The sequence below is a fragment of the Pseudomonas imperatae genome (assembly GCF_057128625.1).
On the sequence record NZ_JBSKHP010000011.1, the window covers coordinates 172,518 to 197,672 of the forward strand.

The following is a 25,155-nucleotide window of genomic DNA, read 5'->3' on the forward strand; positions in this document are numbered from 1 at the left end:
CCGGACGCCGCCTTCGGCAGCTGCTACGGGCACGCATCGCGGTTTCCGTAGCAGCGGCCACAGGCCGCGTCCAAGGCGCCGCGTTGTGCCCGGCACACCGCGGGGAACCCGGACGCCGCCTTCGGCAGCTGCTACGGGCACGCAACGCGGTTTCCGTAGCAGCGGCCACAGGCCGCGTCCAGGGCGCCGCGCTGTTCCCGGCACACCGCGGTGAATCCGGACGCCGCCTTCGGCAGCTGCTACGGGAACATGGGAACTTCTGGGAAACATCTGGAAACTTCTTGCTTTCGACTTCGATTGAGATGGCAAATGCGTTTCTCTACCATTTGCCCCACATTCGATTTCGGGGTCTATTTCCATGCTGCCTTCCAAGCGCGTTTTCATTGCCCTGGCCCTCAGCCTGTTCGCCCATGAAGCTCGCGCCGCCGATGCAGTGGTGGTGTATTCCTCGCGTATCGACGAGCTGATCAAGCCGGTCTTCGACGCCTACACCGCCAAGACCGGGGTGCCGATCAAGTTCATCACCGACAAGGAAGCGCCGCTGATGCAGCGCATCAAGGCAGAGGGCGAGCACGCCACCGCCGACCTGTTGCTGACCGTGGACGCCGGCAACCTCTGGCAGGCCGAGCAGATGGGCATCCTGCAGCCGCTGCAATCGGGGGTCATCGACACCAACATCCCGCCGCAGTACCGCGCCGCCAGCCATGAGTGGACCGGCCTGAGCCTGCGCGCGCGAACCATCGCCTACTCCACCGACCGGGTCAAACCCGCCGACCTGTCCACCTACGAGGCCCTGGCCGACAAGCAATGGGAAGGCCGCCTGTGCCTGCGCACGGCGAAGAAGGTCTACAACCAGTCGCTGACCGCCACGCTGATCGAGACCCACGGCGAGGCGCAGACCGAGGCCATCCTCAAGGGCTGGGTCAACAACCTGTCCACCGACGTGTTCTCCGACGACATCGCCGTGCTGCAGGCCATCAAGGCTGGCCAGTGCGACGTGGGCATCGTCAACACCTACTACTACGGGCGCCTGCACCGCCAGGACCCGCAGCTGCCAATCAAGCTGTTCTGGCCCAACCAGGAAGACCGTGGCGTGCACGTGAACCTGTCGGGCATCGGCCTGACGCGCCACGCGCCGCACCCCGAGGCGGCCAAGGCGTTGGTCGAGTGGATGACCGGCCCCGAGGCGCAGAAGATCTTCGCCGACACCAACCAGGAATTCCCCGCCAACCCCAGCGTCGAGCCTTCGGCGGAAGTGGCGGGCTGGGGTACGTTCAAGGCCGACACCTTGCCGGTCGAGGTGGCGGGCAAGCGCCAGGCCGAGGCCATTCGCCTGATGGACCGTGCCGGCTGGAACTGACCGGCCCGTGAACCAGCGCCGCTGGTACCTGCCGGTCTTCGCCATGGCAGCGCTGGTGCTGTTGCCGCTCAGTGTGCTGCTGTTGTCCTGGCAGAGCATCGACGCTGGCATCTGGCAGCACCTGTGGGCCACGCAGTTGCCACGCCTGCTGGGCAACACCCTGACCCTGCTGACTGGCGTCGGCATCGGCGTGACCCTGCTGGGCGTGAGCCTGGCCTGGCTCACCAGCCTGTGCCAGTTCCCGGGCCGGCGCTGGCTGGACTGGGCGCTGATGCTGCCGTTCGCGATTCCCGCCTATGTGCTGGCATTCGTTTTTGTGGGCCTGCTGGACTTCGCAGGGCCGGTGCAGACGCTGCTGCGTGAATGGTTCGGCAGCGGCCTGCGGCTGCCCCGGGTGCGTTCCACCGGCGGCGTGATCATCGTGCTCGTGCTGGTGTTCTACCCGTACGTGTACCTGCTGGCGCGCACGGCGTTCCTGGCCCAGGGCCGTGGCCTGATGGAAGCGGCGCGGGTGCTGGGGCACACGCCCTGGCAGGCGTTCTGGCGCGTGGCCCTGCCCATGGCGCGGCCCGCCATCGGCGCCGGCATTGCCCTGGCGATGATGGAAACCCTGGCCGATTTCGGCGCCGTGGCGGTGTTCAACTTCGACACCTTCACCACCGCCATCTACAAGACCTGGTACGGCTTCTTCAGCCTGTCCAGCGCTGCGCAACTGGCCAGCCTGCTGTTGGTGGCGGTGGTGCTGGTGCTGTACGGCGAGCGCCGCGCCCGTGGCGCTGCCCATGCCGGCAGCGAGCGTGCGCGCGGGCACCTGCGCTACCGCCTGAGCGGCTGGAAGGCCCTTGCGGCGGCCGGTTGGTGTGGCCTGGTGTTCGCCTGTGCGTTCGTGGTGCCGGTGGCGCAATTGCTGGTGTGGTGTTGGCAGCGCGGTCGTTTTGACCTGGACGAGCGTTACCTGGGGCTGGTTGTGCACACGCTGTACCTGGGCGTGCTGGCGGCGTTGGCGACCGTGGCCGTGGCCCTGCTGCTGGCATTTGCGCGGCGCCAGGCGCCTGGCCGGGCCATCGGCGCGGGCGTGGGCCTGGCCAACCTGGGCTACGCGCTGCCGGGCTCGGTGTTGGCGGTGTCGATCATGCTGGCCTTCAGTTACCTGGACAAGGCACTGGTCATTCCGCTGGCCGGCCGGCCCCTGCTGCTGGGCAGCCTGGCGGCGCTGCTGCTGGCCTATCTGGTGCGGTTCATGGCCGTGGCCTACGGCCCGCTTGAAAGCAGCCTGGCGAAAATTCGCCCGTCGCTGCCTGAAGCGTCCCGCAGCCTTGGCGTTGGCGGTGTACGGCTGTTCAGCCGGGTGTACCTGCCGCTGCTGCTACCGGGTGCACTGAGCGCGGCGCTGCTGGTGTTCGTCGACGTGCTCAAGGAAATGCCCGCTACGCTGTTGATGCGGCCATTCGGCTGGGACACCCTCGCCGTGCGGGTGTTCGAGATGACCAGCGAAGGGGAGTGGGCCCGCGCTTCGCTGCCTGCCCTGACCCTGGTGCTGGTGGGCCTGTTGCCGGTGATCGGGCTGATTCGACGTTCGGCACGGCGTATCGGTCAAACCTGATGGCGCCTCTGCCCAGAGGTGTCAGGGCCGCGCCTTGCGGCTACAATGCGCGGCATTCGGCGCGGCCGGTCATTGTGATCTGGTCTTATAGGCACCCCGCAAAGCCCTGTTCCAGAGCCTTGCGGGTGGTTTGCCCAGTATGCGCGCCTTCGCCAAGCCCGGAAGGAGAAACCCATGGGACAGCGTACGCCTCTCTATGACCTGCATTTGGCGCTCGGCGCCAAGATGGTCGATTTTGGCGGTTGGGACATGCCCCTGCACTATGGATCGCAGGTCGAGGAACACCACCAGGTGCGCCGCGACTGTGGCGTGTTTGATGTATCGCACATGACCGTCATCGACATCGCCGGGCCCCAGGCCCAGGCCTTCCTCCAGCACCTGCTGGCCAACGACGTCGCGCGCCTTGAAGGCACCGGCGCGGCGCTGTACAGCGCCATGCTCGACGAGCGCGGCGGCATCGTCGACGACATGATTGTCTACCTGCTGGACGACGGTTACCGCCTGGTGGTCAACGCCGCCACTCGTGACCAGGACCTGGCCTGGATCGGCAAGGTTGCCGGCGGTTTCGACGTGCGCGTCAGCGAGCGCCCCGAGCTGGCGATGCTCGCCATCCAGGGCCCGCAGGCGCGGCATAAGGTCGCGCAGCTGGTGAGCCAGGCGCGCGCCAACCTGATCAATCAGCTCAAGCCATTCCAGGGCCTGCCCGACGGCGACTGGTTCATTGCCCGCACCGGCTACACCGGTGAAGATGGCCTGGAAATCGTCCTGCCAGCCGTCGAGGCGCCTGCGTTTTTCAACGACCTGGTAGGCGCCGGCATCGCCCCGATCGGCCTGGGAGCCCGGGATACGCTGCGTCTGGAGGCGGGCATGAACCTCTACGGCCAGGATATCGACCAGGCGCATTCGCCCCTGGTGTCGAACATGGCCTGGAGCATCGCCTGGGAGCCGGCCGGGCGACACTTCATCGGCCGCCAGGCGCTGGAGGCTGAACGCGGCCAGGGCGCCAGGGAAAAACTGGTCGGGTTGGTGCTGGAAGAGCGTGGTGTATTACGTGCCCACCAGGTAGTTCGTATCGCAGAAATTGGCGAAGGGGAGATCACCAGTGGTAGTTTCTCACCTACGTTGAGCAAATCGATCGCCCTGGCGCGCGTTCCGATGGCCACCGCTGACCGTGCCGAGGTGGAAATCCGTGGCAAGTGGTACCCGGTACGGGTAGTACGACCCACGTTCGTGCGCCATGGCAAAACCCTGATCTGACTTTTGCGCGGGCCTGCCGCCGACCTGTTGAGGACAATAAAATCATGAGCAATATTCCTGCTGACCTGCGTTTTGCCGAAAGCCACGAGTGGGCGCGCCTGGAAGCCGACGGCAGCGTGACCGTGGGTATCTCCGACCACGCCCAGGAAGCCCTGGGTGACGTGGTATTCGTGGAACTGACCGAAGTGGGCAAAGTGTTCGCCGCAGGCGATGCCGCTGGCGTGGTTGAATCGGTGAAGGCCGCTTCCGACATCTACTCGCCGGTATCGGGCGAGGTGATCGCCATCAACGAAGAACTGGCCGACAGCCCTGAATTGCTCAACGAAGAACCCTACAGCGCCTGGATCTTCAAACTGAAGCCAAGCAGCCCGGCCGAGCTGGACAAGCTCCTGGACGCCGCTGGTTACAAAGCCGCCATCGGCGAGTAACCAAGTTCCCGGCACGGGCGGCATTCTCTTTCTAGACTGAACAGGCCTCGACCCATCGAGGCCCGTCATGTCTCGGAAAAGAGAGCCGCCATGTCCCGGTTGCCAACGCTGCGCGAACTGCAAGACCCCGACGCCTTCCCTCGCCGCCACCTCGGCCCCGATGCCGCGGAACAGCGCGCCATGCTCGAAGCCCTGGGCCTGGCCAGCCGTGACCAGCTGATCGAACAGACGGTGCCGCCCGGCATCCGCTTCAACCGCCCCCTGGACCTGCCGCCGGCGCTGGACGAAACCGCTGCGCTGGCGAAACTGCGCGGCCATGCCCAGCAGAACGAGGTGTGGACCAGCCTCATCGGCCTGGGCTACCACGGCACCCTCACTCCCGCAGTCATCCTGCGCAACGTGCTGGAAAACCCTGGCTGGTACACCGCCTATACCCCGTATCAACCGGAAATCGCCCAGGGCCGCCTGGAGGCGCTGCTCAATTTCCAGCAGATGATCATCGACCTCACCGGGCTGGAACTGGCCAACGCCTCGCTGCTGGACGAAGCCACCGCCGCTGCCGAGGCCATGGCCCTGGCGCGGCGGGTCAGCAAGTCCAAGAGCCCGCGCTTCTTCGTCGACAGCAACTGCCACCCGCAGACCATCTCGGTGGTGCAGACCCGTGCCGAAGGCTTTGGCATCGAGTTGGTCATCGATGCCGTGGACAACCTCGCCGGCCACGACGTCTTTGGCGCCTTGCTGCAATACCCCGACACCCATGGCGAAGTGCGCGACCTACGCCCCTTGATCGAGCAACTGCACGCCCGCCAGGCCATTGCCTGCGTGGCCGCCGACCTGCTGAGCCTGCTGGTGCTCACGCCCCCAGGGGAAATGGGCGCCGACGTGGTGCTGGGCTCCACCCAGCGCTTCGGCGTGCCCATGGGCTATGGCGGGCCCCACGCGGCGTATTTCGCCAGCCGCGACGAGTACAAGCGCGCGATCCCGGGGCGCATCATCGGCGTCTCCAAAGACGCCCGCGGCAACGTCGCCTTGCGTATGGCCCTGCAAACCCGCGAGCAGCACATCCGCCGCGAGAAGGCCAACTCCAACATCTGCACCGCCCAGGTGCTGCTGGCCAACATTGCCGCGTTCTACGCCGTGTACCACGGCCCTGTTGGCTTGCGGCGCATCGCCCAGCGCGTGCACCGGCTCACGCAAATCCTGGCGGCAGGGCTTGAGCGCAAAGGCATCAGCCGGGTCAACCAGTACTATTTTGACACCCTCACCCTGGACGTTGGCGGCGCTCAGACGGCGATCATCAACAGTGCCCAGGCGGCGCGGGTGAACCTGCGGATCCTGGGGCGCGGCCACGTCGGGCTGAGCCTCGACGAAACCTGCGACGAGGCCACGGTGCGGCTGTTATGGGACATCCTGCTGGGCGCCGACCACGGGCTGGAAGTGGCGGCGCTGGACGCTGAAAGCCTGACCGCGGGCATTCCGGCGGCGCTTGAGCGGGAGTCCGGCTACCTCGGCCACCCGGTGTTCAACCTGCACCACAGCGAAACCGAGATGCTGCGCTACCTCAAGCAGCTGGAAAACAAGGACCTGGCGCTGAACCAGTCGATGATCCCGCTGGGTTCCTGCACCATGAAGCTAAACGCCACCAGCGAAATGATCCCCATCACCTGGCCGCAGTTCGCCAACCTGCACCCCTTCGCGCCCACCGAGCAGGCGCGCGGCTACAAGGCCATGATCGATGAGCTGGAGCAGTGGTTGTGCGCCATCACCGGCTTCGATGCCATCTGCATGCAGCCCAATTCCGGCGCCCAGGGCGAGTACGCGGGGCTGCTGGCCATCCGCAAGTACCACGAGAGCCGCCACCAGGGGCAGCGCAACATCTGCCTGATCCCGGCGTCGGCCCACGGCACCAACCCGGCCTCGGCGCAGATGGCCAGCATGCAGGTGGTGATCGTCGAATGCGACGAGGCCGGCAACGTCGACCTCGACGACCTCAAGGCCAAGGCCCAGGCCGCCGGCGACAAGCTTTCCTGCCTGATGGCCACCTACCCCTCCACCCACGGGGTGTACGAGGAAGGCATCGTCGAGATCTGCCAGGTGATCCACCAGCACGGCGGCCAGGTTTACATGGACGGCGCTAACCTCAACGCCCAGGTGGGCCTGGCGCGGCCGGCCGACATTGGTGCCGACGTGTCGCACATGAACCTGCACAAGACCTTCTGCATCCCCCACGGCGGCGGTGGCCCGGGCATGGGTCCGATCGGCATGCGCGCACACCTGGCGCCGTTCGTCGCCAACCACCCGGTGGTGCCCATCGACGGGCCGCTGCCGAACAACGGCGCGGTCAGCGCCGCGCCCTGGGGCAGCGCCAGCATCCTGCCCATCAGCTGGATGTACATCGCCATGATGGGGCCGCAGCTGGTGGACGCCACCGAGGTGGCGATCCTGTCGGCGAACTACCTGGCACAACAGCTGGGTGGGGCTTTCCCGGTGCTGTACAGCGGGCGCAATGGCCGCGTCGCGCACGAGTGCATCCTCGACCTGCGGCCGTTGAAGGCGCAGACCGGCATCACCGAGGAAGACGTGGCCAAGCGCCTGATGGACTACGGCTTCCATGCGCCGACCATGTCGTTCCCGGTGCCGGGCACGCTGATGATCGAGCCTACCGAAAGCGAGTCAAAGGCCGAGCTGGACCGCTTCGTCGAGGCCATGCTCAGCATTCGTGCGGAAATCGCCCAGGTCGCCAACGGCCATTGGCCGGCCGAGGACAACCCGCTCAAGCGCGCCCCACACACCCTGGCCGACATCACCGCGCCGTGGGAGCGCCCGTACCCCATCGCCCAGGCAATAACCCCCAGCAATCACACGCAGGCGCATAAATACTGGCCAGCGGTGAACCGGGTCGACAATGTATACGGGGATAGAAACCTGTACTGCGCCTGCGTGCCGGTAGACGACTACCGAACCCAGTAGCAGCGGCTGCTAATAGTGGGAGCTGGCTTGCCAGCGAGCTTTTTGGCCGCAACAACTCGCTGGCAAGCCAGCTCCCACAGAGCGGGGCTTATTCGCCGGCTGGCTCGGCGCCCTTGATCAGGATGGCGTTGGCCAATTCCATGTCCGATGCCTTCAGGCCTGGGTTGTCGGTGCGCACCTGCTGCATCGCGGCCTCAAGGTACGGGCCCTTGATGCTGCCGTTGCTCGCCACGTAGCTGCCGGCGTCGTCCTGGGCGGCGACGATCAGCTTGTGGTGGCGGAACGTGAGGTAAGTGGAACCGGTGGTTGCACCAGAGGACAGTACGTCTCTCAGGAAATCCCCGGCCATGGCGGAGCCGACCGGTACCGAGAGCAGGGCGAGCGTTACGACGGCAGTTTTGAGACGCATGATGGGTGACTCCGACAGGATTTGTTCATGATTTGGATTCTCAAGGCTGAAGCGGAGTTCCCGATAGCGACGGTTCTATTTCAAATCATTTCTTGGTGTCACCCTCAGCACTTCCTCGACGGTGCTCAGCCCTGCAGCGATCTTCTGCGCGCCAGACAGGCGCAAGGTGCGCATGCCCTCCATCACGGCCCGGCGCTTGAGCGCGGCCAGGTCGGTCTCGGCCTGGATATGTGCCTTCACCGTGTCGGTCATCTGCATGATCTCGTACACCCCCGCACGGCCGCGAAACCCGGTGTCCCGGCATTCGTTGCAGCCGATGGCGCGGTACGCGGTGGCCGGCAACGGCGCCTGCCAGGGGCGGGTCAGCGTCTGCCAGTCTTCCTCGCCTAGAGGCTGTGGGGCCTTGCAGTGCGGGCACAAGGTGCGCACCAGGCGCTGGGCCATCACCCCCAGCAGCGTCGCCTTGATCAGGTAGTGGGGCACACCCAGCTCGAGCAGCCGGCTGATGGCGCTGGGGGCGTCGTTGGTGTGCAGGGTCGAGAGCACCAGGTGTCCGGTAAGCGCAGCCTGCACGGCCATCTCGGCGGTCTCCAGGTCGCGGATCTCGCCGATCATGATGATGTCCGGGTCCTGGCGCATCAGCGCGCGCACGCCGCTGGCGAAGGTCAGGTTGATGTTGGCTTGCACCTGCATCTGGTTGAACGCAGGCTCCACCATCTCGATCGGGTCTTCGATGGTGCACAGGTTGACCTGGGGCGTGGCCAGCCGCTTGAGGGTGGTGTACAGGGTGGTGGTCTTGCCCGACCCCGTGGGGCCGGTCACCAGGATGATGCCGTTGGGTTGGCTGATCATGTCTTCCCAACGGCGCAGGTCCTCGGCGCCGAAGCCCAGCGCGTGGAAGTCCTTGAGCAGCACCTGGGGGTCGAAGATGCGCATCACCATCTTCTCGCCAAACGCGGTGGGCAGCGTCGACAAGCGCAGTTCCACCTCGCCGCCGTCCGGGGTCTTGGTCTTGACCCGGCCGTCCTGGGGTTTGCGTTTTTCGGCGACGTTCATCCGCCCCAGGCTCTTCAGGCGGCTGACGATGGCCATGGTCACCTGGGGCGGGAATTGATACACGTTGTGCAGGATGCCGTCGATGCGGAAGCGCACCGTGCCCTGCTCGCGCCGTGGTTCGATGTGGATATCGCTGGCGCGCTGCTGGAAGGCGTACTGGAACAGCCAGTCGACGATGTTGACGATGTGCGCGTCGTTGGCGTCGGGCTCCTGGTCGCTGGCGCCCAGGTTCAGCAGCTGTTCGAAGTTGCCCGGGCTGGCGCCGCGCTGGTCGGTGCTGTTGGCACCGCTGACCGAGCGTGCCAGGCGGTAGAACTCTACGGTCAGGCGCTGGATTTCCACCGGGTTGGCGACCACGCGCCTGATCTTGCGCTTGAGCACATGGGTCAGGTCGGCTTCCCAGGTGCTCACGTAAGGCTGGGCGCTGGCCACGGTCACCGTGGTGCGCGACACGTCGACGGCGAGAATCCGGTGTCGTTGGGCAAAGCCGTAGGACATCAGTGGCGTCAACGCCGCCACGTCGATTTTCAGCGGGTCGATACGCAGGTAGGGTTGGCCGGCCTGCTGCGCCAGCCACAAGGTGAGTTGTTCCAGTTCCAGCGCCTTGCCTGGGCGACTGCGGTCGTCCAGTTGCTGGCTGGCAATGAATTCGAGCGGGTGCAGCTGGTTGTTGTGCAACGCCCGGCGTGCGGCCATGGCGTGTTCAGCCGAATCCTGGCTGATGAAACCCTGGTCCACCAGGTCGCGCAACAGTTCGTTCAGATCCAGCCAGCGGTCCTCAATGACGGTGACGACGGACATGCGGGCTCCTTGAATCGGTCTACAACGCCCAGGCAGGAAAAGTGCGCCTGAGCGTCAAAGGTAGACCGGGAAAACCCGATGATGTTGCCGGTGCCGTGGGGAAAAAGTTTCAAGGCCTTGCAGGCCTTCAGCCAGCTGCGGCGAAGCCCTGGCTGGCCGCTGGCTGCAGCTCCACCGACAACACGCAGATGAGGTTGAGTATTTTGTTGCCGATGACTTCGGCGCGATGCCAGCTGAGGCCGTCGATGCTCAGGTCGACGTGCAGCAGGTCGTCGTCGCGTACCACGTTCAGGGCCAGCGGCGTCAGGTACTGCATCGCGAACAGGTTCAGCACGCGGCACAGGCTGTCGGGCTCGGCCTCGGCGACCAGCTGGTAACGCACGCAAGTGGTGGCCTGGTGCGGGCTCCAGGTGTCGCTGCGGGCAGGCAAATGGGCTTCGTGGGCGGTCATGGCTGGGCTCCTGGAACGATGGGCACAGTTTTCCATGATGAGCGGGGTATTTCTTGCCTCAATCAGTCGCATAATGGCGATAGGCGAATCATGCGATTCGAAAAAACGTTGAAATGGAATAATTTTATGCACAGCGAGCTGGATAACTACGACCGGCGCATCCTTGCCCTACTGCAGGAGGACGCTTCGCTTTCCAGTGCGCAGATTGCCGAGCAGGTGGGGTTGTCGCAGTCGCCCTGCTGGCGACGGATACAGCGGCTGAAGGAAGAGGGGGTGATTCGCGGGCAGGTGACGCTGCTGGACCGCAAGAAGATCGGCCTCAACACGCAGATTTTCGCCGAAGTGAAACTCAACGCCCACGGCCGTTCCAACTTCACCGAATTCACCGACGCGATTCGCGGTTTTCCGGAAGTGCTGGAGTGTTATGTGCTGATGGGGTCGGTGGACTTTCTGCTGCGCATCGTGACCCCGGATATCGAGGCCTACGAGCGGTTCTTCTTCGAAAAACTGTCGCTGGTGCCGGGCATCCAGGAGGTGAACTCGACCGTGGCATTATCCGAGATCAAGTCCACCACCAGCCTGCCAGTTCTACCCTGACCCGTAGCAGCTGCCGAAGGCTGCGTCACCGTCAACGGGGTACGTCAGGCATACCGCGGCGCTGGTGACGCGGCCTTTGGGCCGCTGCTACAGGTTATTTGCGCAGGATCTGCTTCCAGGCGCGGCACTGGGTGACGGTCAGCGCCTGGTGCACGCGCGCTTCCAGCACTTCGTCGCTGATGTCGGTGTCGGCCAGTTGGTGCAGCTTGTTCAGCTCACCGTACAGGCGGTCCACTTCCGGCAGGTCCAGCACGTTGCGCGCGTGGTGCAGCCAGGCCTGGATGCGCTCGATGCGCGGCAGCTGCTCGGCCAGGTCTTCAGGCTGCTGCTGGTAGCGGCCCAGCTGCAACGCGGCGGCTTCTTCGGCGAGGAAGTGGCTCAGCCAGTTGATCAGCTGCGCGGCGCCCTGGCGGTTGCCACGGTTGTTGCGTTCCACGGTCCAGGCGCGGGCCATCAGCCAGCGCGAGGTGTTCAGCGAGAACAGGCCCCAGCGGGTGTCCTGCAGCTCCTCGATGAACTGCTCTGGGGCGGCCTGGCGCACGTCCTCGTCTTCCTGGCCAGCCTGCACCAGTGGGCGCCAGTCTTCCAGCAGGGCGTCCAGGCTCACACGCAGCTCGTGGGTGGTGCTGCGCGGGGCAGCCTGGCCGAGGCTACCGGCCAGGGCGCGCAGTTCGATCAGTTGCGCCACCCAGTCCTGCAGCAGGCGCCAGTGGCCGTTGAAGCGGTACTGCTCGGCCAGGCGCTGGCTGCTGCCCAGCAGGTGCCAGGCCAAAGCGGTGAAGGCGTCGTCCAGGGTCATTTCGGCGTTCAGTTCAGGCGCCGGCAGGCTCAGGGCGTAGCTGCCCGGCTCGGCCAGGCGGTAGCCGCGCTCGGCCTTGCTGATGTCGCAAGGCATCAGCGGCAGCTTGATGGCCAGTTCCGCGGCCAGTTCCAGCAGGGCGGCCGGCTCGCCTTCGCGCAGCTCCAGCTCCAGCTCGCAGATCTCTTCGGACTGCTTGCCGACGATGACCTTGCCCAGGTCCAGGGCCGCCTCGATCACCACCTTGGCCTTGCCGCGGCCCCAAGCGATTTCCGCGCGTTCGCGGACGAAGTCGGTGGTGAACACCGGCTTGATGGTTTTCTTGTCCAGCTCGGCGAGTTCTTCCGGCCAGCATTCGCCGTCCAGTTTCTTCAGGTCCAGCTTGGCCTTGGCCAGGTCCCAGTTGTACTCGTTGCGCTCGGACAGGCCGGCAACGCTCTGGCCGCGGGTTTTCAGGGTCTGGATGATTTCATCGCCGTCCTTGCGCAGGCGCAGGGCAACCTTGGCGCCGGCCAGCTCGCCGGTGGGGGTGTCGAAATACTGATTGAACAGCTCACGGCGTTCCCAGCCACTCTTGTTGCGCTTTTTCAGCAACGGGTGTTCGCGCAGTTCAGCCAGGGTTTCGGGGCTGACGCGCAGTTTGATTTCGGTTTCTTTTTGCATGGCGGGAGAATCCAGGCGCTGTTCTGATAGGAGCGCAGATGACTGCTAAGGCCGTGCAGTGTACAGGACTAGCATCCCGGCGGTTTATTCTCGGTGCTCAATGGCTCTATGATGGGGCTCGGAACCTGGAGAAAGCCCATGCCGTTGCCATCGTTCAAAGAGCAGTTCGCCGCGCTGATTGCCGCGCCCTCCGTGAGCTGCACCCAGGCCAGCCTCGACCAGTCGAACAAGCCGGTGATCGACCTGCTGGCCAGTTGGCTGGGCGACCTGGGTTTCGCCTGTGACATCCGCGAGGTGTCGCCGGGCAAGTTCAACCTGCTGGCCAGCCGTGGCACCGGCCCTGGCGGCCTGGTGCTGTCGGGCCACAGCGACACCGTGCCCTACGACGAAAAACTCTGGCAGACCGACCCGCTCAAGCTCACCGAAGTGGATGGCCGCTGGGTGGGCCTGGGCAGCTGCGACATGAAGGGCTTCTTCGCGCTGATCATCGAGGCGGTGCTGCCGCTACTGGCCCATGACTTCAAGCAGCCGCTGCTGATCCTCGCCACCTGCGACGAGGAAAGCTCCATGGCCGGCGCCAAGGCCCTGGCCGCCGCCGGCTGGCCCCTGGGCCGCGCGGCGGTGATCGGCGAGCCTACCGGGCTCAAGCCGATCCGCCTGCACAAGGGCGTGATGATGGAGCGCATCGACATTCTCGGCCGCAGCGGCCATTCCTCCGACCCCAGCCTGGGCCACAGCGCGATGGAAGCCATGCACGGCGCCATCAGCGAACTGATGGGCCTGCGCAAGCAGTGGCAGGTGGAATACAACAACCCGCAGTTCAGCGTGCCGCAGCCTACCCTGAACTTCGGCTGCATCCATGGCGGCGACAACCCCAACCGCATCTGCGGCCAGTGCTCGCTGGAATTCGACCTGCGACCGCTGCCGGGCATGGACCCCAAAGTGCTGCGCGCCGCCATTCGTCAGAAGCTCGAGCCCCTGGCCGAGCTGCACCAGGTGAAGATCGACTACGCGCCGCTGTTCAGCGAAGTGCCGCCCTTCGAGCAGGCTGCCGACAGCGAACTGGTGCGGGTGGCCGAGCGCCTGACCGGCCACCGGGCGGAAGCGGTGGCATTCGGCACCGAAGCGCCTTATCTTCAGCGCCTGGGCTGCGAGACCCTGATTCTGGGGCCCGGCGACATCGCCTGCGCGCACCAGCCGGGAGAATTCCTGGAAATGTCACGTCTTGAGCCCACAGTGCGTCTACTACGTCAGTTGATTGAACATTACTGCCTGCAGCCGGCCTAAACGGCTGCTGTGCCCATTCGTATTGCAAGAGAGGAGAGCCCGCGTGTTGCCAAGCCTGTTACGACGATAACCAGCAGCCAGCTGTGCGTTCCCACGTTGCTCGTCCACTCTTCCACAGGCTTTTGAAGTTATGCCCGAATACGTCAATTGGCTCCGTCACGCGTCTCCCTACATCAACGCCCACCGCGACTGCACCTTCGTGGTGATGCTGCCCGGCGATGGCATCGACCATCCCAACTTCGGCAACATCGTCCATGACCTGGTGCTGCTGCACAGCCTGGGCGTGCGCCTGGTGCTGGTGTACGGCTCGCGCCCGCAAATTGAAAGCCGCCTGGCCGCCCGTGGCCTGACCCCGCACTACCACCGCGGCCTGCGCATCACTGATGCTGCCACGCTGGAATGCGTGGTCGACGCCGTGGGCGCGCTGCGAATCGCCATCGAGGCGCGCCTGTCCATGGACATGGCTTCCTCGCCCATGCAAGGCGCCCGCCTGCGCGTGGCCGGCGGCAACCTGGTCACCGGCCGCCCGATCGGCGTGCTCGAGGGCATCGACTACCACCACACCGGCGAAGTGCGTCGCGTCGACCGCAAGGGCATCAACCGCCTGCTGGACGAGCGCTCCATCGTGCTGCTGCCGCCACTGGGCTACTCGCCTACTGGCGAGGTGTTCAACATTGCCTGCGAAGACGTGGCCATGAGCGCCGCCATCGAGCTGGGTGCCGACAAGCTGCTGCTGTTCGGCGCTGATCGCGGCCTGATCGACGCCAATGGCAAGCTGGTGCGTGAGCTGCGCCCACAGCAGGTGCCCGCGCACCTGGAGCGCCTGGGCATGGAAAACTACCAGGCCGAACTGCTCGATGCCGCCGCCCAGGCGTGCAAGGGCGGCGTGGGCCGCAGCCATATCGTCAGCTATGCCGAGAACGGCGCGCTGCTCACCGAGCTGTTCACCCGCGACGGTGGCGGCACCCTGGTGGCCCAGGAGCAGTTCGAGCAGGTACGCGAGGCGGCGATTGAAGACGTTGGCGGCCTGCTGGACCTGATCAGCCCGCTGGAAGAGCAGGGCATCCTGGTACGCCGTTCCCGCGAGGTGCTGGAGCGTGAGATCGAGCAGTTCAGTGTGGTGGCGCGCGAAGGGATGATCATCGCCTGTGCGGCGCTGTACCCCATTGCCGACTCCGAAGCCGGCGAGCTGGCGTGCCTGGCGGTGAACCCCGAATACCGCCATGGCGGCCGTGGCGACGAGTTGCTGGAGCGCATCGAGCACCGTGCGCGGGAGATGGGCCTGAAGACCCTGTTCGTGCTGACGACCCGCACCGCCCACTGGTTCCGCGAGCGTGGTTTCGAGCCAAGCGGTGTGGAGCGCCTGCCGGCGGCGCGGGCGTCGCTGTATAACTACCAGCGTAATTCGAAGATCTTCGAAAAAGCACTCTAAAGCTATCGCGGCCAAGGCCGGCTCCTACGCTGATCGTGGTAGGAGCCGGCCTTGGCCGCGATGTCAGTTGCTGATACCCAGGATGCTCGCCTGGTACGAGCCCACGAAGGTGTCGAAATCCCCCACCTCGGTCTGTTCCAGCTCCGCCTGCTGGGCGATGGACTTGCGTGCCATATCCTCGAACTTCGCCTGCTCTTCCACGCTCAAGGCCTGGCTGCGGAAGAATTCCGCGTGCACCTGGCTCTGGCGCAGGGAGAACTGCGCGAAGCTTTCCTTGTGTTCAGCCATGCTCGCCAGCACCTGCGCCGACGGCGTCAGCGATGGGTCGCTGACCTTGGCGCGCTGGGCGGCCAGGGCCTTGGCGTGTTCGTCGCTGCCGTGGCTTTCGTCCAGCAGTTCTGCCAGCGGCGCGATCTGGTCCAGCAGCTCGGCGGCCCATTGCTTGAGCTCCACCGGCTGGCCGTCACGTACCAGCTGCAGGCCTGGCTTGCGGCCTTCCTTGACCACGCTGAGGAAGTTGTTGGTGGCGCCGCCGCATTCGTTGCTTTCCAGCAGCGGGCTGTCCTGCAGGGCGCAGTACAGCAGGAACGCATCGAGGAAGCGCGCCTCGGGCAGGTCGATGCCGGTCGGCAGGAAAGGGTTGATGTCCAGGCAGCGCACTTCCACGTATTGCACGCCGCGCGCCATCAGCGCCTGGATCGGCCGTTCGCCGGTGTAGGTCACGCGCTTGGGGCGAATGTTGGAGTAGTACTCGTTCTCGATCTGCAGGATGTTGGTGTTCAACTGCACCCACTCGCCATCCTTGTGAGTGCCGATCTCCACGTACGGCGCGTACGCCGTGGCCACGGCCTTGCGCAGGCTGTCGGTGTAGCTGGCCAGGTCGTTGTAGCACGGCGTCAGGCCGGCCTGGGCGTTGCTCTGGTAGCCCAGGTCGCTCATGCGCAGGCTGGTGGCGTACGGCAGGTACAGGGTGTCGGCGTCCAGCTGTTCCAACTGGTGGCCGCGGCCACGCAGGAAACCGGCGTCCAGGGCCGGCGAGGCTCCGAACAGGTACATCAGCAGCCAGCTGTAGCGGCGGAAGTTGCGGATCAGCGCGATGTAGGCCGAGGACTGGTAGTCGCGGTCGCTTTCAACGGCGCCTTCGGCTTCGCGCAGCAGTGGCCACAGCTGCTCGGGCAGCGAGAAGTTGTAGTGGATGCCGGCGATGCACTGCATGGTGCGGCCGTAGCGCAGGGCCAGGCCCTGGCGGTAGACGTACTTGAGCTGGCCGATGTTCGAGGTGCCGTAGTAGGCGATCGGAATGTCTTCCTCGGCCGGCAGCGGGCAGGGCATCGAAGGGCTCCAGAGGAACTCGTTGCCCAGCTTGGAATAGGCGAAGCGGTGGATTTTCTCCAGGCTTTGCAGGGTCTGCGCCGGGTCGGCCAGGGCTGGGGTAATGAACTCCAGCAGCGACTCGGAGTAGTCCGTGGTGATCTGCTCGTTGGTCAGGGCAGCGCCCAGGGCCTCGGGGTGCGGCGTCTGTGCCAGACGGCCCTGGGCAGTGACGCGCAGGCATTCGCGCTCGATGCCGTGCAGGCAATGCTCAAGCAGGGTCAGGTTGGCACGCTCGCGCAGAAGGCGCAGGCGGCGGTTGAGAATTTCGCTCAAGTTGGATTCCTTCACGCGTCAGTCGCCCCAATATGGGGGTAGAGTTGACGGTCTACAAGGGTGACGAAAGGAACCGGCGTTGTCGCCTGGTACAGTTATTGGTGTCAGATTTTTCGCCTGACGTTCCATTTGTATCCAGCGAGTCGATTCCGGCACCGCATACGCAGTGCCGAAATTAACCCATTCAGGATACAAACCGCTAGAGAACCACGAAGGTCCCCTGCGCTTTTGCCATCAGTTTGTCGCCCTGAAGCACTTCGGCGTCGACCACCAGGGTGCGACGGCCGCCGTGGACGATGCGGGCGACGCACAGCACCTCGCCCTCGGCCACCGGGCGCATATAGTTGATCTTGCATTCCAGCGTCACGCTCTGCTGGTCAAAGCCGTGATGGCTGGAGCACGCCAGGCCCATGGTGATGTCCACCAGGCTGAACAGCGCGCCGCCATGCATCACCTGGCCGCGGTTGCGCAGGTGCGGCTCCAGCGCCAGGGCCACCTGCGCCTCGCCTTTTTCAAGGCTGTGCAGGCGGCACCCCAGCAGCTGGCTGAAGGCGCTGTGGACCAGCGCTTCAGGGATGTCCATCAGCGTTTCCTCAGCTGCTTGGCGTTGGCGAACAGCGAGGCCATGGCGTTGTTGGCCGGGGCTGCCGCAGGCTCTTTCGCACGTGCAGGCGCGCCTTGCTGGCGTGGCGCCGCGCCCGGGCGGCTGCCACGGGCACCGTCGACTTTCTCGCCCGGGGTGTCGCTCATGCGCATCGACAGGCCCACGCGCTTGCGGGGAATGTCGACTTCCATGACCTTGACCTTGACCACGTCGCCGGCCTTCACCGCTTCGCGCGGGTCCTTGATGAACTTCTCGGACAGCGCCGAGATGTGCACCAGGCCGTCCTGGTGCACGCCGATATCGACGAAAGCACCGAAGTTGGTCACGTTGGTCACCACGCCTTCGAGGATCATGCCCGGCTGCAGGTCCTTCAGGTCTTCCACGCCTTCCTGGAACTCGGCGGTCTTGAACTCGGGGCGCGGGTCGCGGCCCGGCTTGTCCAGTTCCTGGAGGATGTCGGTGACGGTGGGCAGGCCGAAGGTTTCATCGGTGAACTTCTTCGGGTCCAGGCGCTTGAGGAAGCCGCTGTCGCCGATCAGCGAGCGGATGTCGCGGTCGGTCTCGGCGGCGATGCGCTGCACCAGCGGGTAGGCTTCGGGGTGGACCGCCGAGGCGTCCAGCGGGTTGTCGCCGTTCATTACGCGCAGGAAGCCTGCGGCCTGCTCGAAGGTCTTCTCGCCCAGGCGGCTGACTTTCTTCAGCGCGGCGCGGGTCTTGAAGGCGCCGTGCTCGTCGCGGTGCGCAACGATGTTCTGCGCCAGGGTGCTGTTGAGGCCCGAAATGCGCGCCAGCAGCGCCACCGAGGCGGTGTTGACGTCCACGCCCACGGCGTTCACGCAGTCCTCGACCACGGCGTCCAGGCCACGCGCCAGTTTCAGCTGCGAGACGTCATGCTGGTACTGGCCGACGCCGATGGATTTCGGGTCGATCTTCACCAGCTCGGCCAGCGGGTCCTGCAGGCGGCGGGCAATGGACACGGCGCCACGGATGGACACGTCGAGGTCGGGGAATTCCTTGGCGGCCAGTTCCGAGGCCGAGTACACCGAAGCGCCGGCTTCGGAAACCATGACCTTGGTCATTTTCAGGCCAGGGTACTTTTTGATCAGTTCTGCGGCCAGCTTGTCGGTCTCGCGGCTGGCGGTGCCGTTGCCGATGGCAATCAGGTCCACCGAGTGCTTGGCGCACAGCGCGGCCAGCACGGCGAGGGTCTGGTCCCACTTGTTGTGCGGCACGTGCGGGTACACGGTGGCGGTGTCCAGCAGCTTGCCGGTGGCATCGACCACGGCGACCTTGCAGCCGGTGCGCAGGCCCGGGTCCAGGCCCAGGGTGGCGCGCGGGCCTGCCGGCGCGGCCAGCAGCAGGTCGTGCAGGTTGTGGGCGAAGACGTTGATGGCCTCGGCCTCGGCGCCATCGCGCAGCTCGCCGAACAGGTCGGTCTCCAGGTGGGTGTACAGCTTGACCTTCCAGGTCCAGCGCACCACCTCGCCCAGCCACTTGTCGGCAGGGCGGTTCTGGTTTTTCAGCTCGAAATGCTCGCCGATCATCATCTCGCACGGGTGCAGGGTGCCCGGCAGCTCCTCGCCCACCTTCAGGGTGGAGCTGAGCACGCCCTCGTTGCGGCCACGGAAAATGGCCAGGGCGCGGTGCGACGGCATGCTCTTGAGCGGCTCGTCGTGTTCGAAGTAGTCGCGGAACTTGGCGCCTTCCTCTTCCTTGCCAGCGACAACGCGGGCGCTGAGGGTGGCTTCCTGCTTGAGGAAGCTGCGCAGCTTGTCCAGCAGGCGGGCGTCTTCGGCGAAGCGCTCCATCAGGATGTACTTGGCGCCTTCCAGGGCCGCCTTGGTGTCGGCCACGCCTTTTTCGGCGTTGACGAAGCGCGCGGCCTCGGTTTCCGGGGCCAGCATCGGGTCGGCCAGCAGGCCATCGGCCAGTTCGCCAAGGCCGGCTTCCAGGGCGATCTGGCCCTTGGTGCGGCGCTTCTGCTTATACGGCAGGTACAGGTCTTCGAGGCGGGTCTTGGTGTCGGCCAGGTTGATGTCGCGGGCCAGTTCGGGGGTCAGCTTGCCTTGTTCCTCGATGCTGGCCAGGATGCTGGCGCGGCGATCGTCGAGTTCGCGCAGGTAGCGCAGGCGCTCTTCCAGGTTACGCAGTTGGGTGTCGTCCAGGCTGCCGGTCACTTCTTTACGGTAGCGGGCGATAAAAGGCACCGTCGAGCCTTCATCCAGAAGTGCCACGGCCGCTTCGACCTGTTGCGGGCGTACGCCGAGTTCTGCGGCGATGCGGCTGTTGATGCTGTCCATGAGACCACCTGAGCAATTGTGAATGCAGAGCCGCCGGCCGGGGCTGGCGAACAGGACTGCCGGGCGCGCCCGGCATAAAAGGGGCGCATTATAACCAGCGATGCCGGCTTGGGGGATGCTGGCAAAATCACCTGTCGGCGCGTCTGTAATGGCAACCCAGGTAAAATCTGCTAACAATGCACACAGCACACTGATTCGGCACCTGCGCCATAATACGTGCCGAGATCACAGGAGTAAGCCATGAGCAGTACTGCACAAGCACCAAAGATTCTGATTGTTGACGACGATCAGGTCATCCGGGATCGGCTGGTGCGCTTCCTCACCGAAAACACCGACTTCAACGTCCGCGCCGTGGGCGACACCAAGGAAATGGACCGGCTGCTGGCCCGTGAGTCCTATAACCTGGTGGTCATGGACCTGATGCTGCCTGGTGAGGATGGCCTCACGGCCGCCGCGCGCCTGCGCCGCGAGAAGGTCAATCCGATCCCGGTGATCATGCTCACCGCCAAGGGTGACGACCAGGACCGCATCGCCGGCCTGGAGCACTGCGACGACTACCTGGGCAAGCCGTTCAACCCGCGTGAACTGGTTGCCCGCATCAAGGCCGTGCTGTTCCGCCGCGTGGCCCCGGTGCCTGGCGCGCCCGCCAGCGAGGACGAAGTGGTCACCTTCGGCGACTATTCGCTGTCGCTGGCCACCCGCGAACTCAAGCGCGGCGACCAGGTGAACATGCTCACCACCGGCGAGTTCGCCGTGCTTAAGGCGCTGGTCATGCACGCGCGCGAGCCGCTGACCCGCGACAAGCTGATGAACCTGGCCCGCGGCCGCGAGTGGGACGCCCTGGAGCGTTCCATCGACGTGCAGATCTCGCGCCTGCGGCGCATGATCGAGCCCGACCCATCCAAGCCGCGCTATATCCAGACCGTCTGGGGCGTGGGCTACGTCTTCGTGCCGGACGGCAAGAGCAAGTGACGGGCATTTGTAGGAGCGGGCCCTAAGGGCTCGCCATCCGCAATCAGTGCGAGCGGTGCTCGTTCCTGCAAGTTTTATGGCTGCTGTATATGAAGACCCCCGTTTGGTTCCCCCAGAGTTTCTTTGCCCGCACGTTGTGGTTGGTGCTGGCTGTCGTGCTGTTCTCCAAGGCACTTACCCTGGTTTATCTGCTGATGAACGAGGACGTGCTGGTGGACCGCCAGTACAGCCACGGCGTGGCGCTTACGCTGCGCGCCTATTGGGCGGCCGATGAAGACGACCGCGAGCGCATCGCCGATGCCGCCGGCCTGATCCGCGTGGTGGGTGGTGGGGTGCCCGAAGGCGAACAGCATTGGCCCTACAGCGAGATCTACCAGCGCCAGATGCAGGCCGAGCTGGGCGCCGACACCGAGGTACGCCTGCGCGTGCATGCGCCGCCGGCACTGTGGGTACGCGCGCCCAGCCTGGGCGCGGGCTGGTTGAAGGTGCCGTTGTACCCGCACCCGCTGCGTGGGCAGAAAATCTGGAGCGTGTTGGGCTGGTTCCTGGCTATCGGCCTGCTGTCCACCGCGTCGGCGTGGATCTTCGTGCGCCAGCTCAGCCAGCCGCTCAAGCGCCTGGTGTTCGCGGCGCGCCAGCTGGGCCAGGGCCGCAGCGTGCGCCTGCCGATCAGCGATACCCCCAGCGAGATGACCGAGGTCTACCGCGCGTTCAACCAGATGGCCGAGGACGTGGAACAGGCCGGGCGCGAGCGCGAACTGATGCTGGCCGGGGTGTCCCACGACCTGCGCACGCCCCTGACCCGCCTGCGCCTGTCCACCGAGTTCATGGACCCGTCCAGCGACCTGGCCGCCGACATGCAGCGCGATATCGAGGACATGGACGCCATTCTCGACCAGTTCCTGGCGTTTATTCGCGATGGGCGCGATGAAGCCATCGTCGAGGTCGACCTGGCGCAGCTGGTGGAAGAGACCGTGGCGCCGTTCAACCAGCCGCAGGAGCGCGTGCGCCTGTGCCTGGAACCGATCCCGCCGTTCCCGTTGCGGCGTATTTCCATGAAACGCCTGCTCACCAACCTGATCGGCAATGCGCTGCATCATGCGGGCGATGGCGTGGAGGTGGCAGCCTACGTGTCGGGCGACAACAGCGCGCCGTACGTGGTGTTGAGCGTGCTGGACCGTGGCACGGGCATTCCCGAGGACGAACTGGCGAGTATCTTCGACCCGTTCATTCGCGGTGACCGCGCCCGCAGCGGCAAGGGCACTGGCCTGGGCCTGGCGATCGTCAAGCGCATTGCCGCCATGCATGGCGGCAACGTGGAGCTGCGCAACCGCTCGGGCGGCGGCCTGGAAGCACGGGTGCGGCTGCCGCTAGGGCTGATGCTGCCCCGCGACGCGGTCTGAGTTCGGCGCTCGGACGCGGCCTGCGGCCGCTGCTACGGGAAGCGCACACCACCCCACGCATCGCGACTAAAGTCGGCTCCTACACTGTTCGTGGTAGGAGCCGGCCTTGGCCGCGATGCAGGCGACGCGATGGGGTATCCGCATTCGCGTAGCAGCTGCCGAAGGCTGCGTCCGAGGATATACGGTCAGCCCTTGCCCTTGGTACGCGTAAGGTTCGGCCCGCCGTTCTTTTCCAGGTGCTCGATAATCATCCCGGCCACGTCCTTGCCGGTAGTCACCTCGATACCCTCAAGGCCTGGCGAAGAGTTCACTTCCATCACCAGCGGCCCGTGGTTGGAGCGCAGGATGTCCACGCCCGCCACGCTCAGGCCCATGACCTTGGCGGCGCGGATGGCGGTCATGCGCTCCTCTGGGGTGATCTTGATCAGGCTGGCGCTGCCGCCGCGGTGCAGGTTGGAGCGGAACTCACCGGGCTTGGCCTGGCGCTTCATTGAGGCGATCACCTTGTCGCCCACCACGAAGCAGCGGATGTCGGCGCCGCCGGCTTCCTTGATGTACTCCTGCACCATGATGTTCTGCTTCAGGCCCATGAAGGCCTCGATCACCGACTCGGCGGCCTTGGTGGTCTCGCATAGCACCACGCCGATGCCCTGGGTGCCTTCCAGCACCTTGATCACCAGCGGGGCGCCGTTGACCATCTGGATCAAGTCGGGAATGTCGTCAGGGGAGTGGGCGAAGCCGGTCACCGGCAGGCCAATGCCGCGGCGCGACAGCAGCTGCAGCGAGCGCAGCTTGTCCCGGGAGCGGGCGATGGCCACCGATTCGTTCAGCGGGAACACGCCCATCATTTCGAACTGGCGCAATACCGCGCAGCCGTAGAAAGTCACCGAGGCACCGATGCGCGGGATCACCGCATCGAAGCCTTCCAGCGGTTTGCCGCGGTAGTGGATCTGCGGCTTGTGGCTGGCGATGTTCATGTAGGCGCGCAGGGTGTCGATCACTACCATTTCGTGCCCGCGCGCGACCCCGGCTTCAACCAGGCGGCGGGTGGAATACAGACGCGGGTTCCGCGACAGCACAGCGATCTTCATGCAACACCTGTGGAAGAGGTAGTAGAGGCCGGAAAAGCCGGCTTGTCTTGAACGTAGGTAACGCCTGGGTTGACCACCAACTGGCCATGCACCAGGGCCTTGGAGCCCAGCAGCAGGCGGTAGCGCATGGCCTTGCGGCAGGCCAGGGTGAACTCGACCTGCCAGATCCGATCGCCCAGCGCCAGGGTGGTGCGGATGACGTAGCGGGTCTGGGCGTGGCCGTTGGAGCTTTTGATGGTCTTCATCGCCACCAGCGGCGCCTCGCAGCGCCGGTGACGCAGTTGCACCACCGAGCCCAGGTGCGCGTTGAAGCGCACCCATTGCTCGCCATCACGCTCGAACGGTTCTATCTCCGTGGCGTGCAGGCTGGAGGTGCTGGCACCGGTATCGATCTTGGCGCGCAGGCCGGCGACTCCCAGGTCGGGAAGCGCCACCCACTCGCGCAGGCCGATAACGGTCAAATGATCAAATGTCTTCAATGGGGCAACCGAGGGTAAAAGGTTTCTGATCGCAGCATAGCCGCCGTGGGGCGGCCGCGGAACGACCCGTCTCGCAAAGCGCGGTATTCACGCAGAAACCGGCGCAAATGGCGATAGATATTGAGTGGCAAGCTGAAGATTTCGTTCATCTGCAAGGTCCTGTTGGCGATCCATTGCCGGAGCCTGGACTTTAAGCCCATAGCGTCTGACCTTGCATCCGACAGGCACGGTAGTACAGTTCCATTAAATTCCTGAGTCGAGGGTTTGCTGTGGCACAAAAACAGGAAGAAGACGACAAGGTTCGTCTGGATAAATGGCTGTGGGCGGCGCGGTTCTACAAGACGCGTGCCCTGGCCAAGGCCGCCATCGAGAGTGGCAAGGTGCATTGCCGTGGCGAGCGCTGCAAGCCGGGCAAGGAGCCCAGGGTAGGTGATGAATTCCAGCTGCGGACCGGCTTCGACGAGCGGACCGTGGTGGTGAAGGCGCTGTCGGTGGTGCGCAAGGGTGCGCCCGAGGCTCAGCTACTCTATGAAGAGACGCCACAGAGCGTGGCCAAGCGCGAGGAAGCGGCGCAGTTGCGCAAGGCTGGCTCGCTGGGCGTGACCACCGATGGGCGGCCGACCAAGAAACAGCGTCGGCAGCTCCATCAGTTTCACAGTGAGTCCTAGGCGCTGACCACGCTCAGGCACTTGAATAGCGGCAGGCGCTGCAGCACGCGGAACAGCGGTTGGGTCACGCGCAGCAGCCAGCCCGAGATACCGGCGGCGAACGGCGTGTAGTAGCCCCAGCCCAGCGCCAGCAGGGCCATGGCCACGCCGCCGATGTAGTCATCCTGGCCCCAGTGGGCGCCAGCGACCAGGCGCGGCATTGAAAACAGCAGCACCAGGCCCCAAATCACCAGGTACTGGCCGAAGCGGCGGGCGAAGATGCTCATGAACATGCCCCAGATCAGCAGCACGGAGGCGTGGTCACCCGGGAAGCTCTGGTTCGAACCGTCCTTGAGCTCCAGGTGCGAGTCGATGTGCGGGTACAGGTCGCTCAGGCGGATGGCATCGCTCAGCACCAGCGACGGGCTGTGATGTTGCCAGCCCATGGCGTCGCAGACCTTGTCGAACAGGGCGCGAATCACCAACAGCAGTACCAGCATCGACACGAAGGCCAGGGTGGCCCGGCGGGTGTGAACGGCCTCGATCACCCAATTGCCACGGATCAGCAGCGACAGCAGGATCAGCCCGACAATGATGTCGAACGGGCGCATGCTCGACACGGCCCAGATCGAACGCCACACCACGTGGTCGGCCAGGGGCTGGTTGAGCAGGTGGAACAGCCATTCGTCGAAAGATGTGAATAGCGCGTGGCCGGCTGGCAGCAACCACAGCCCGATCAGCCCGAACGCGATTAGATTACATAGCAGAAGGCCTCGTACGTTCCACCTTGCTTGGAACAGTGCGGGTTTGTTCATAAGATACCTCTATGTCAGACAGAGCGATCCGCACCAGGCTGGTGCTCTAAAACGGGCTTTTATAGGCCCTTGTAAACATCTTGT

General features: G+C 65.1%; 21 protein-coding genes. 11 read left to right on the plus strand and 10 right to left on the minus strand.

Translation table 11 applies throughout. The features are described from left to right. Positions 1 to 358 precede the first annotated feature (358 nt). The 5 genes from ACWKWX_RS16050 to gcvP all read left to right on the plus strand — a co-directional run bounded on the left by ACWKWX_RS16050 (position 359) and on the right by gcvP (position 7,618). Positions 359 to 1,360 carry an extracellular solute-binding protein gene (locus tag ACWKWX_RS16050; protein WP_416421915.1) on the plus strand — a complete coding sequence of 334 codons (1,002 nt, stop codon included), beginning with the start codon at positions 359 to 361 and terminating at the stop codon, positions 1,358 to 1,360. 43 nt (positions 1,361 to 1,403) lie between these two features. Continuing rightward, positions 1,404 to 2,963: an ABC transporter permease gene (locus ACWKWX_RS16055; protein ID WP_483828302.1), complete on the plus strand. Its 1,560-nt coding sequence runs from the start codon at positions 1,404 to 1,406 to the stop codon at positions 2,961 to 2,963. 174 nt (positions 2,964 to 3,137) lie between these two features. Continuing rightward, on the plus strand, positions 3,138 to 4,220 hold the full coding sequence (gene gcvT, locus ACWKWX_RS16060) for a glycine cleavage system aminomethyltransferase GcvT (protein WP_483828271.1): 1,083 nt from the start codon (positions 3,138 to 3,140) through the stop codon (positions 4,218 to 4,220). A 44-nt stretch (positions 4,221 to 4,264) separates the two neighbouring features. Then, positions 4,265 to 4,648, plus strand: coding sequence for a glycine cleavage system protein GcvH (gcvH, locus tag ACWKWX_RS16065; protein WP_416421917.1), 384 nt, complete (start codon positions 4,265 to 4,267; stop codon positions 4,646 to 4,648). Between the two features lie 90 nt (positions 4,649 to 4,738). Beyond that, positions 4,739 to 7,618, plus strand: coding sequence for an aminomethyl-transferring glycine dehydrogenase (gene gcvP / locus ACWKWX_RS16070; RefSeq protein ID WP_483828272.1), 2,880 nt, complete (start codon positions 4,739 to 4,741; stop codon positions 7,616 to 7,618). 88 nt (positions 7,619 to 7,706) lie between these two features. On the opposite strand, the gene ACWKWX_RS16075 is transcribed toward gcvP, so the two are convergent. From ACWKWX_RS16075 to ACWKWX_RS16085, 3 genes are all read right to left on the minus strand, one after another. Then, positions 7,707 to 8,027, minus strand: coding sequence for a DUF2388 domain-containing protein (locus ACWKWX_RS16075; protein ID WP_416421919.1), 321 nt, complete (start codon positions 8,025 to 8,027; stop codon positions 7,707 to 7,709). Positions 8,028 to 8,102: 75 nt separating this feature from the next. Continuing rightward, the gene (gene tfpB / locus ACWKWX_RS16080; RefSeq protein WP_483828273.1) at positions 8,103 to 9,884 is read right to left on the minus strand and encodes a type IV pilus assembly ATPase TfpB; all 1,782 of its coding nucleotides are present in this window, start codon (positions 9,882 to 9,884) and stop codon (positions 8,103 to 8,105) included. 127 nt (positions 9,885 to 10,011) lie between these two features. Then, entirely contained in the window at positions 10,012 to 10,335 is a 324-nt protein-coding gene (locus ACWKWX_RS16085; RefSeq protein WP_473005088.1) for a hypothetical protein, read from the minus strand. 126 nt (positions 10,336 to 10,461) lie between these two features. Here ACWKWX_RS16085 and ACWKWX_RS16090 point away from each other — a divergent pair, with 126 nt between their 5' ends. Continuing rightward, positions 10,462 to 10,932 carry an Lrp/AsnC family transcriptional regulator gene (locus ACWKWX_RS16090; RefSeq protein ID WP_473005089.1) on the plus strand — a complete coding sequence of 157 codons (471 nt, stop codon included), beginning with the start codon at positions 10,462 to 10,464 and terminating at the stop codon, positions 10,930 to 10,932. 94 nt (positions 10,933 to 11,026) lie between these two features. Here the strand turns inward: ACWKWX_RS16090 and ACWKWX_RS16095 are convergent, their stop codons facing one another. After that, a complete protein-coding gene (locus ACWKWX_RS16095) occupies positions 11,027 to 12,394 on the minus strand; it encodes a CYTH domain-containing protein (protein ID WP_416421923.1) in 1,368 nt (455 codons plus the stop codon). Between the two features lie 138 nt (positions 12,395 to 12,532). On the opposite strand from ACWKWX_RS16095, the gene argE reads away from it, so the two are divergent. Beyond that, a complete protein-coding gene (argE, locus tag ACWKWX_RS16100; protein WP_473005091.1) occupies positions 12,533 to 13,681 on the plus strand; it encodes an acetylornithine deacetylase in 1,149 nt (382 codons plus the stop codon). A gap of 130 nt (positions 13,682 to 13,811) precedes the next feature. Next, positions 13,812 to 15,113: an amino-acid N-acetyltransferase gene (argA, locus tag ACWKWX_RS16105; protein WP_483828274.1), complete on the plus strand. Its 1,302-nt coding sequence runs from the start codon at positions 13,812 to 13,814 to the stop codon at positions 15,111 to 15,113. A 63-nt stretch (positions 15,114 to 15,176) separates the two neighbouring features. Here the strand turns inward: argA and gshA are convergent, their stop codons facing one another. From gshA to ACWKWX_RS16120, 3 genes are all read right to left on the minus strand, one after another. Further along, on the minus strand, positions 15,177 to 16,760 hold the full coding sequence (gshA, locus tag ACWKWX_RS16110; RefSeq protein ID WP_483828275.1) for a glutamate--cysteine ligase: 1,584 nt from the start codon (positions 16,758 to 16,760) through the stop codon (positions 15,177 to 15,179). Positions 16,761 to 16,959: 199 nt separating this feature from the next. Then, on the minus strand, positions 16,960 to 17,343 hold the full coding sequence (locus ACWKWX_RS16115) for a PaaI family thioesterase (RefSeq protein ID WP_416421927.1): 384 nt from the start codon (positions 17,341 to 17,343) through the stop codon (positions 16,960 to 16,962). After that, positions 17,343 to 19,664: a Tex family protein gene (locus ACWKWX_RS16120; RefSeq protein ID WP_483828276.1), complete on the minus strand. Its 2,322-nt coding sequence runs from the start codon at positions 19,662 to 19,664 to the stop codon at positions 17,343 to 17,345. Before ACWKWX_RS16120 ends, ACWKWX_RS16115 begins: the two co-directional genes overlap by 1 nt. Before the next feature lie 240 nt (positions 19,665 to 19,904). Here ACWKWX_RS16120 and ompR point away from each other — a divergent pair, with 240 nt between their 5' ends. Both ompR and ACWKWX_RS16130 read left to right on the plus strand, forming a co-directional pair. Beyond that, a complete protein-coding gene (gene ompR / locus ACWKWX_RS16125; protein ID WP_416421929.1) occupies positions 19,905 to 20,636 on the plus strand; it encodes an osmolarity response regulator transcription factor OmpR in 732 nt (243 codons plus the stop codon). 89 nt (positions 20,637 to 20,725) lie between these two features. After that, positions 20,726 to 22,039, plus strand: a complete 1,314-nt coding sequence (locus ACWKWX_RS16130) for an ATP-binding protein (protein ID WP_416421930.1) — start codon at positions 20,726 to 20,728, stop codon at positions 22,037 to 22,039. Between the two features lie 185 nt (positions 22,040 to 22,224). Here the strand turns inward: ACWKWX_RS16130 and rimK are convergent, their stop codons facing one another. Together rimK and rimB are read right to left on the minus strand one after the other, a co-directional pair. Next, positions 22,225 to 23,130 (minus strand): 30S ribosomal protein S6--L-glutamate ligase, encoded by a 906-nt coding sequence (gene rimK / locus ACWKWX_RS16135; protein WP_008372889.1) that lies wholly within the window; start codon positions 23,128 to 23,130, stop codon positions 22,225 to 22,227. Further along, positions 23,127 to 23,609: a retropepsin-like aspartic endopeptidase RimB gene (gene rimB, locus ACWKWX_RS16140; RefSeq protein ID WP_416421931.1), complete on the minus strand. Its 483-nt coding sequence runs from the start codon at positions 23,607 to 23,609 to the stop codon at positions 23,127 to 23,129. Before rimB ends, rimK begins: the two co-directional genes overlap by 4 nt. Positions 23,610 to 23,878: 269 nt before the next feature. Between rimB and ACWKWX_RS16145 the strand changes: the two genes are divergently transcribed. Continuing rightward, positions 23,879 to 24,277 carry an RNA-binding S4 domain-containing protein gene (locus ACWKWX_RS16145; RefSeq protein ID WP_416421932.1) on the plus strand — a complete coding sequence of 133 codons (399 nt, stop codon included), beginning with the start codon at positions 23,879 to 23,881 and terminating at the stop codon, positions 24,275 to 24,277. Here ACWKWX_RS16145 and ACWKWX_RS16150 read toward each other — a convergent pair. Continuing rightward, positions 24,274 to 25,071, minus strand: coding sequence for a phosphatase PAP2 family protein (locus tag ACWKWX_RS16150; protein ID WP_483828277.1), 798 nt, complete (start codon positions 25,069 to 25,071; stop codon positions 24,274 to 24,276). The two genes, ACWKWX_RS16145 and ACWKWX_RS16150, sit on opposite strands and share 4 nt — an antisense overlap. Positions 25,072 to 25,155 lie beyond the last annotated feature (84 nt).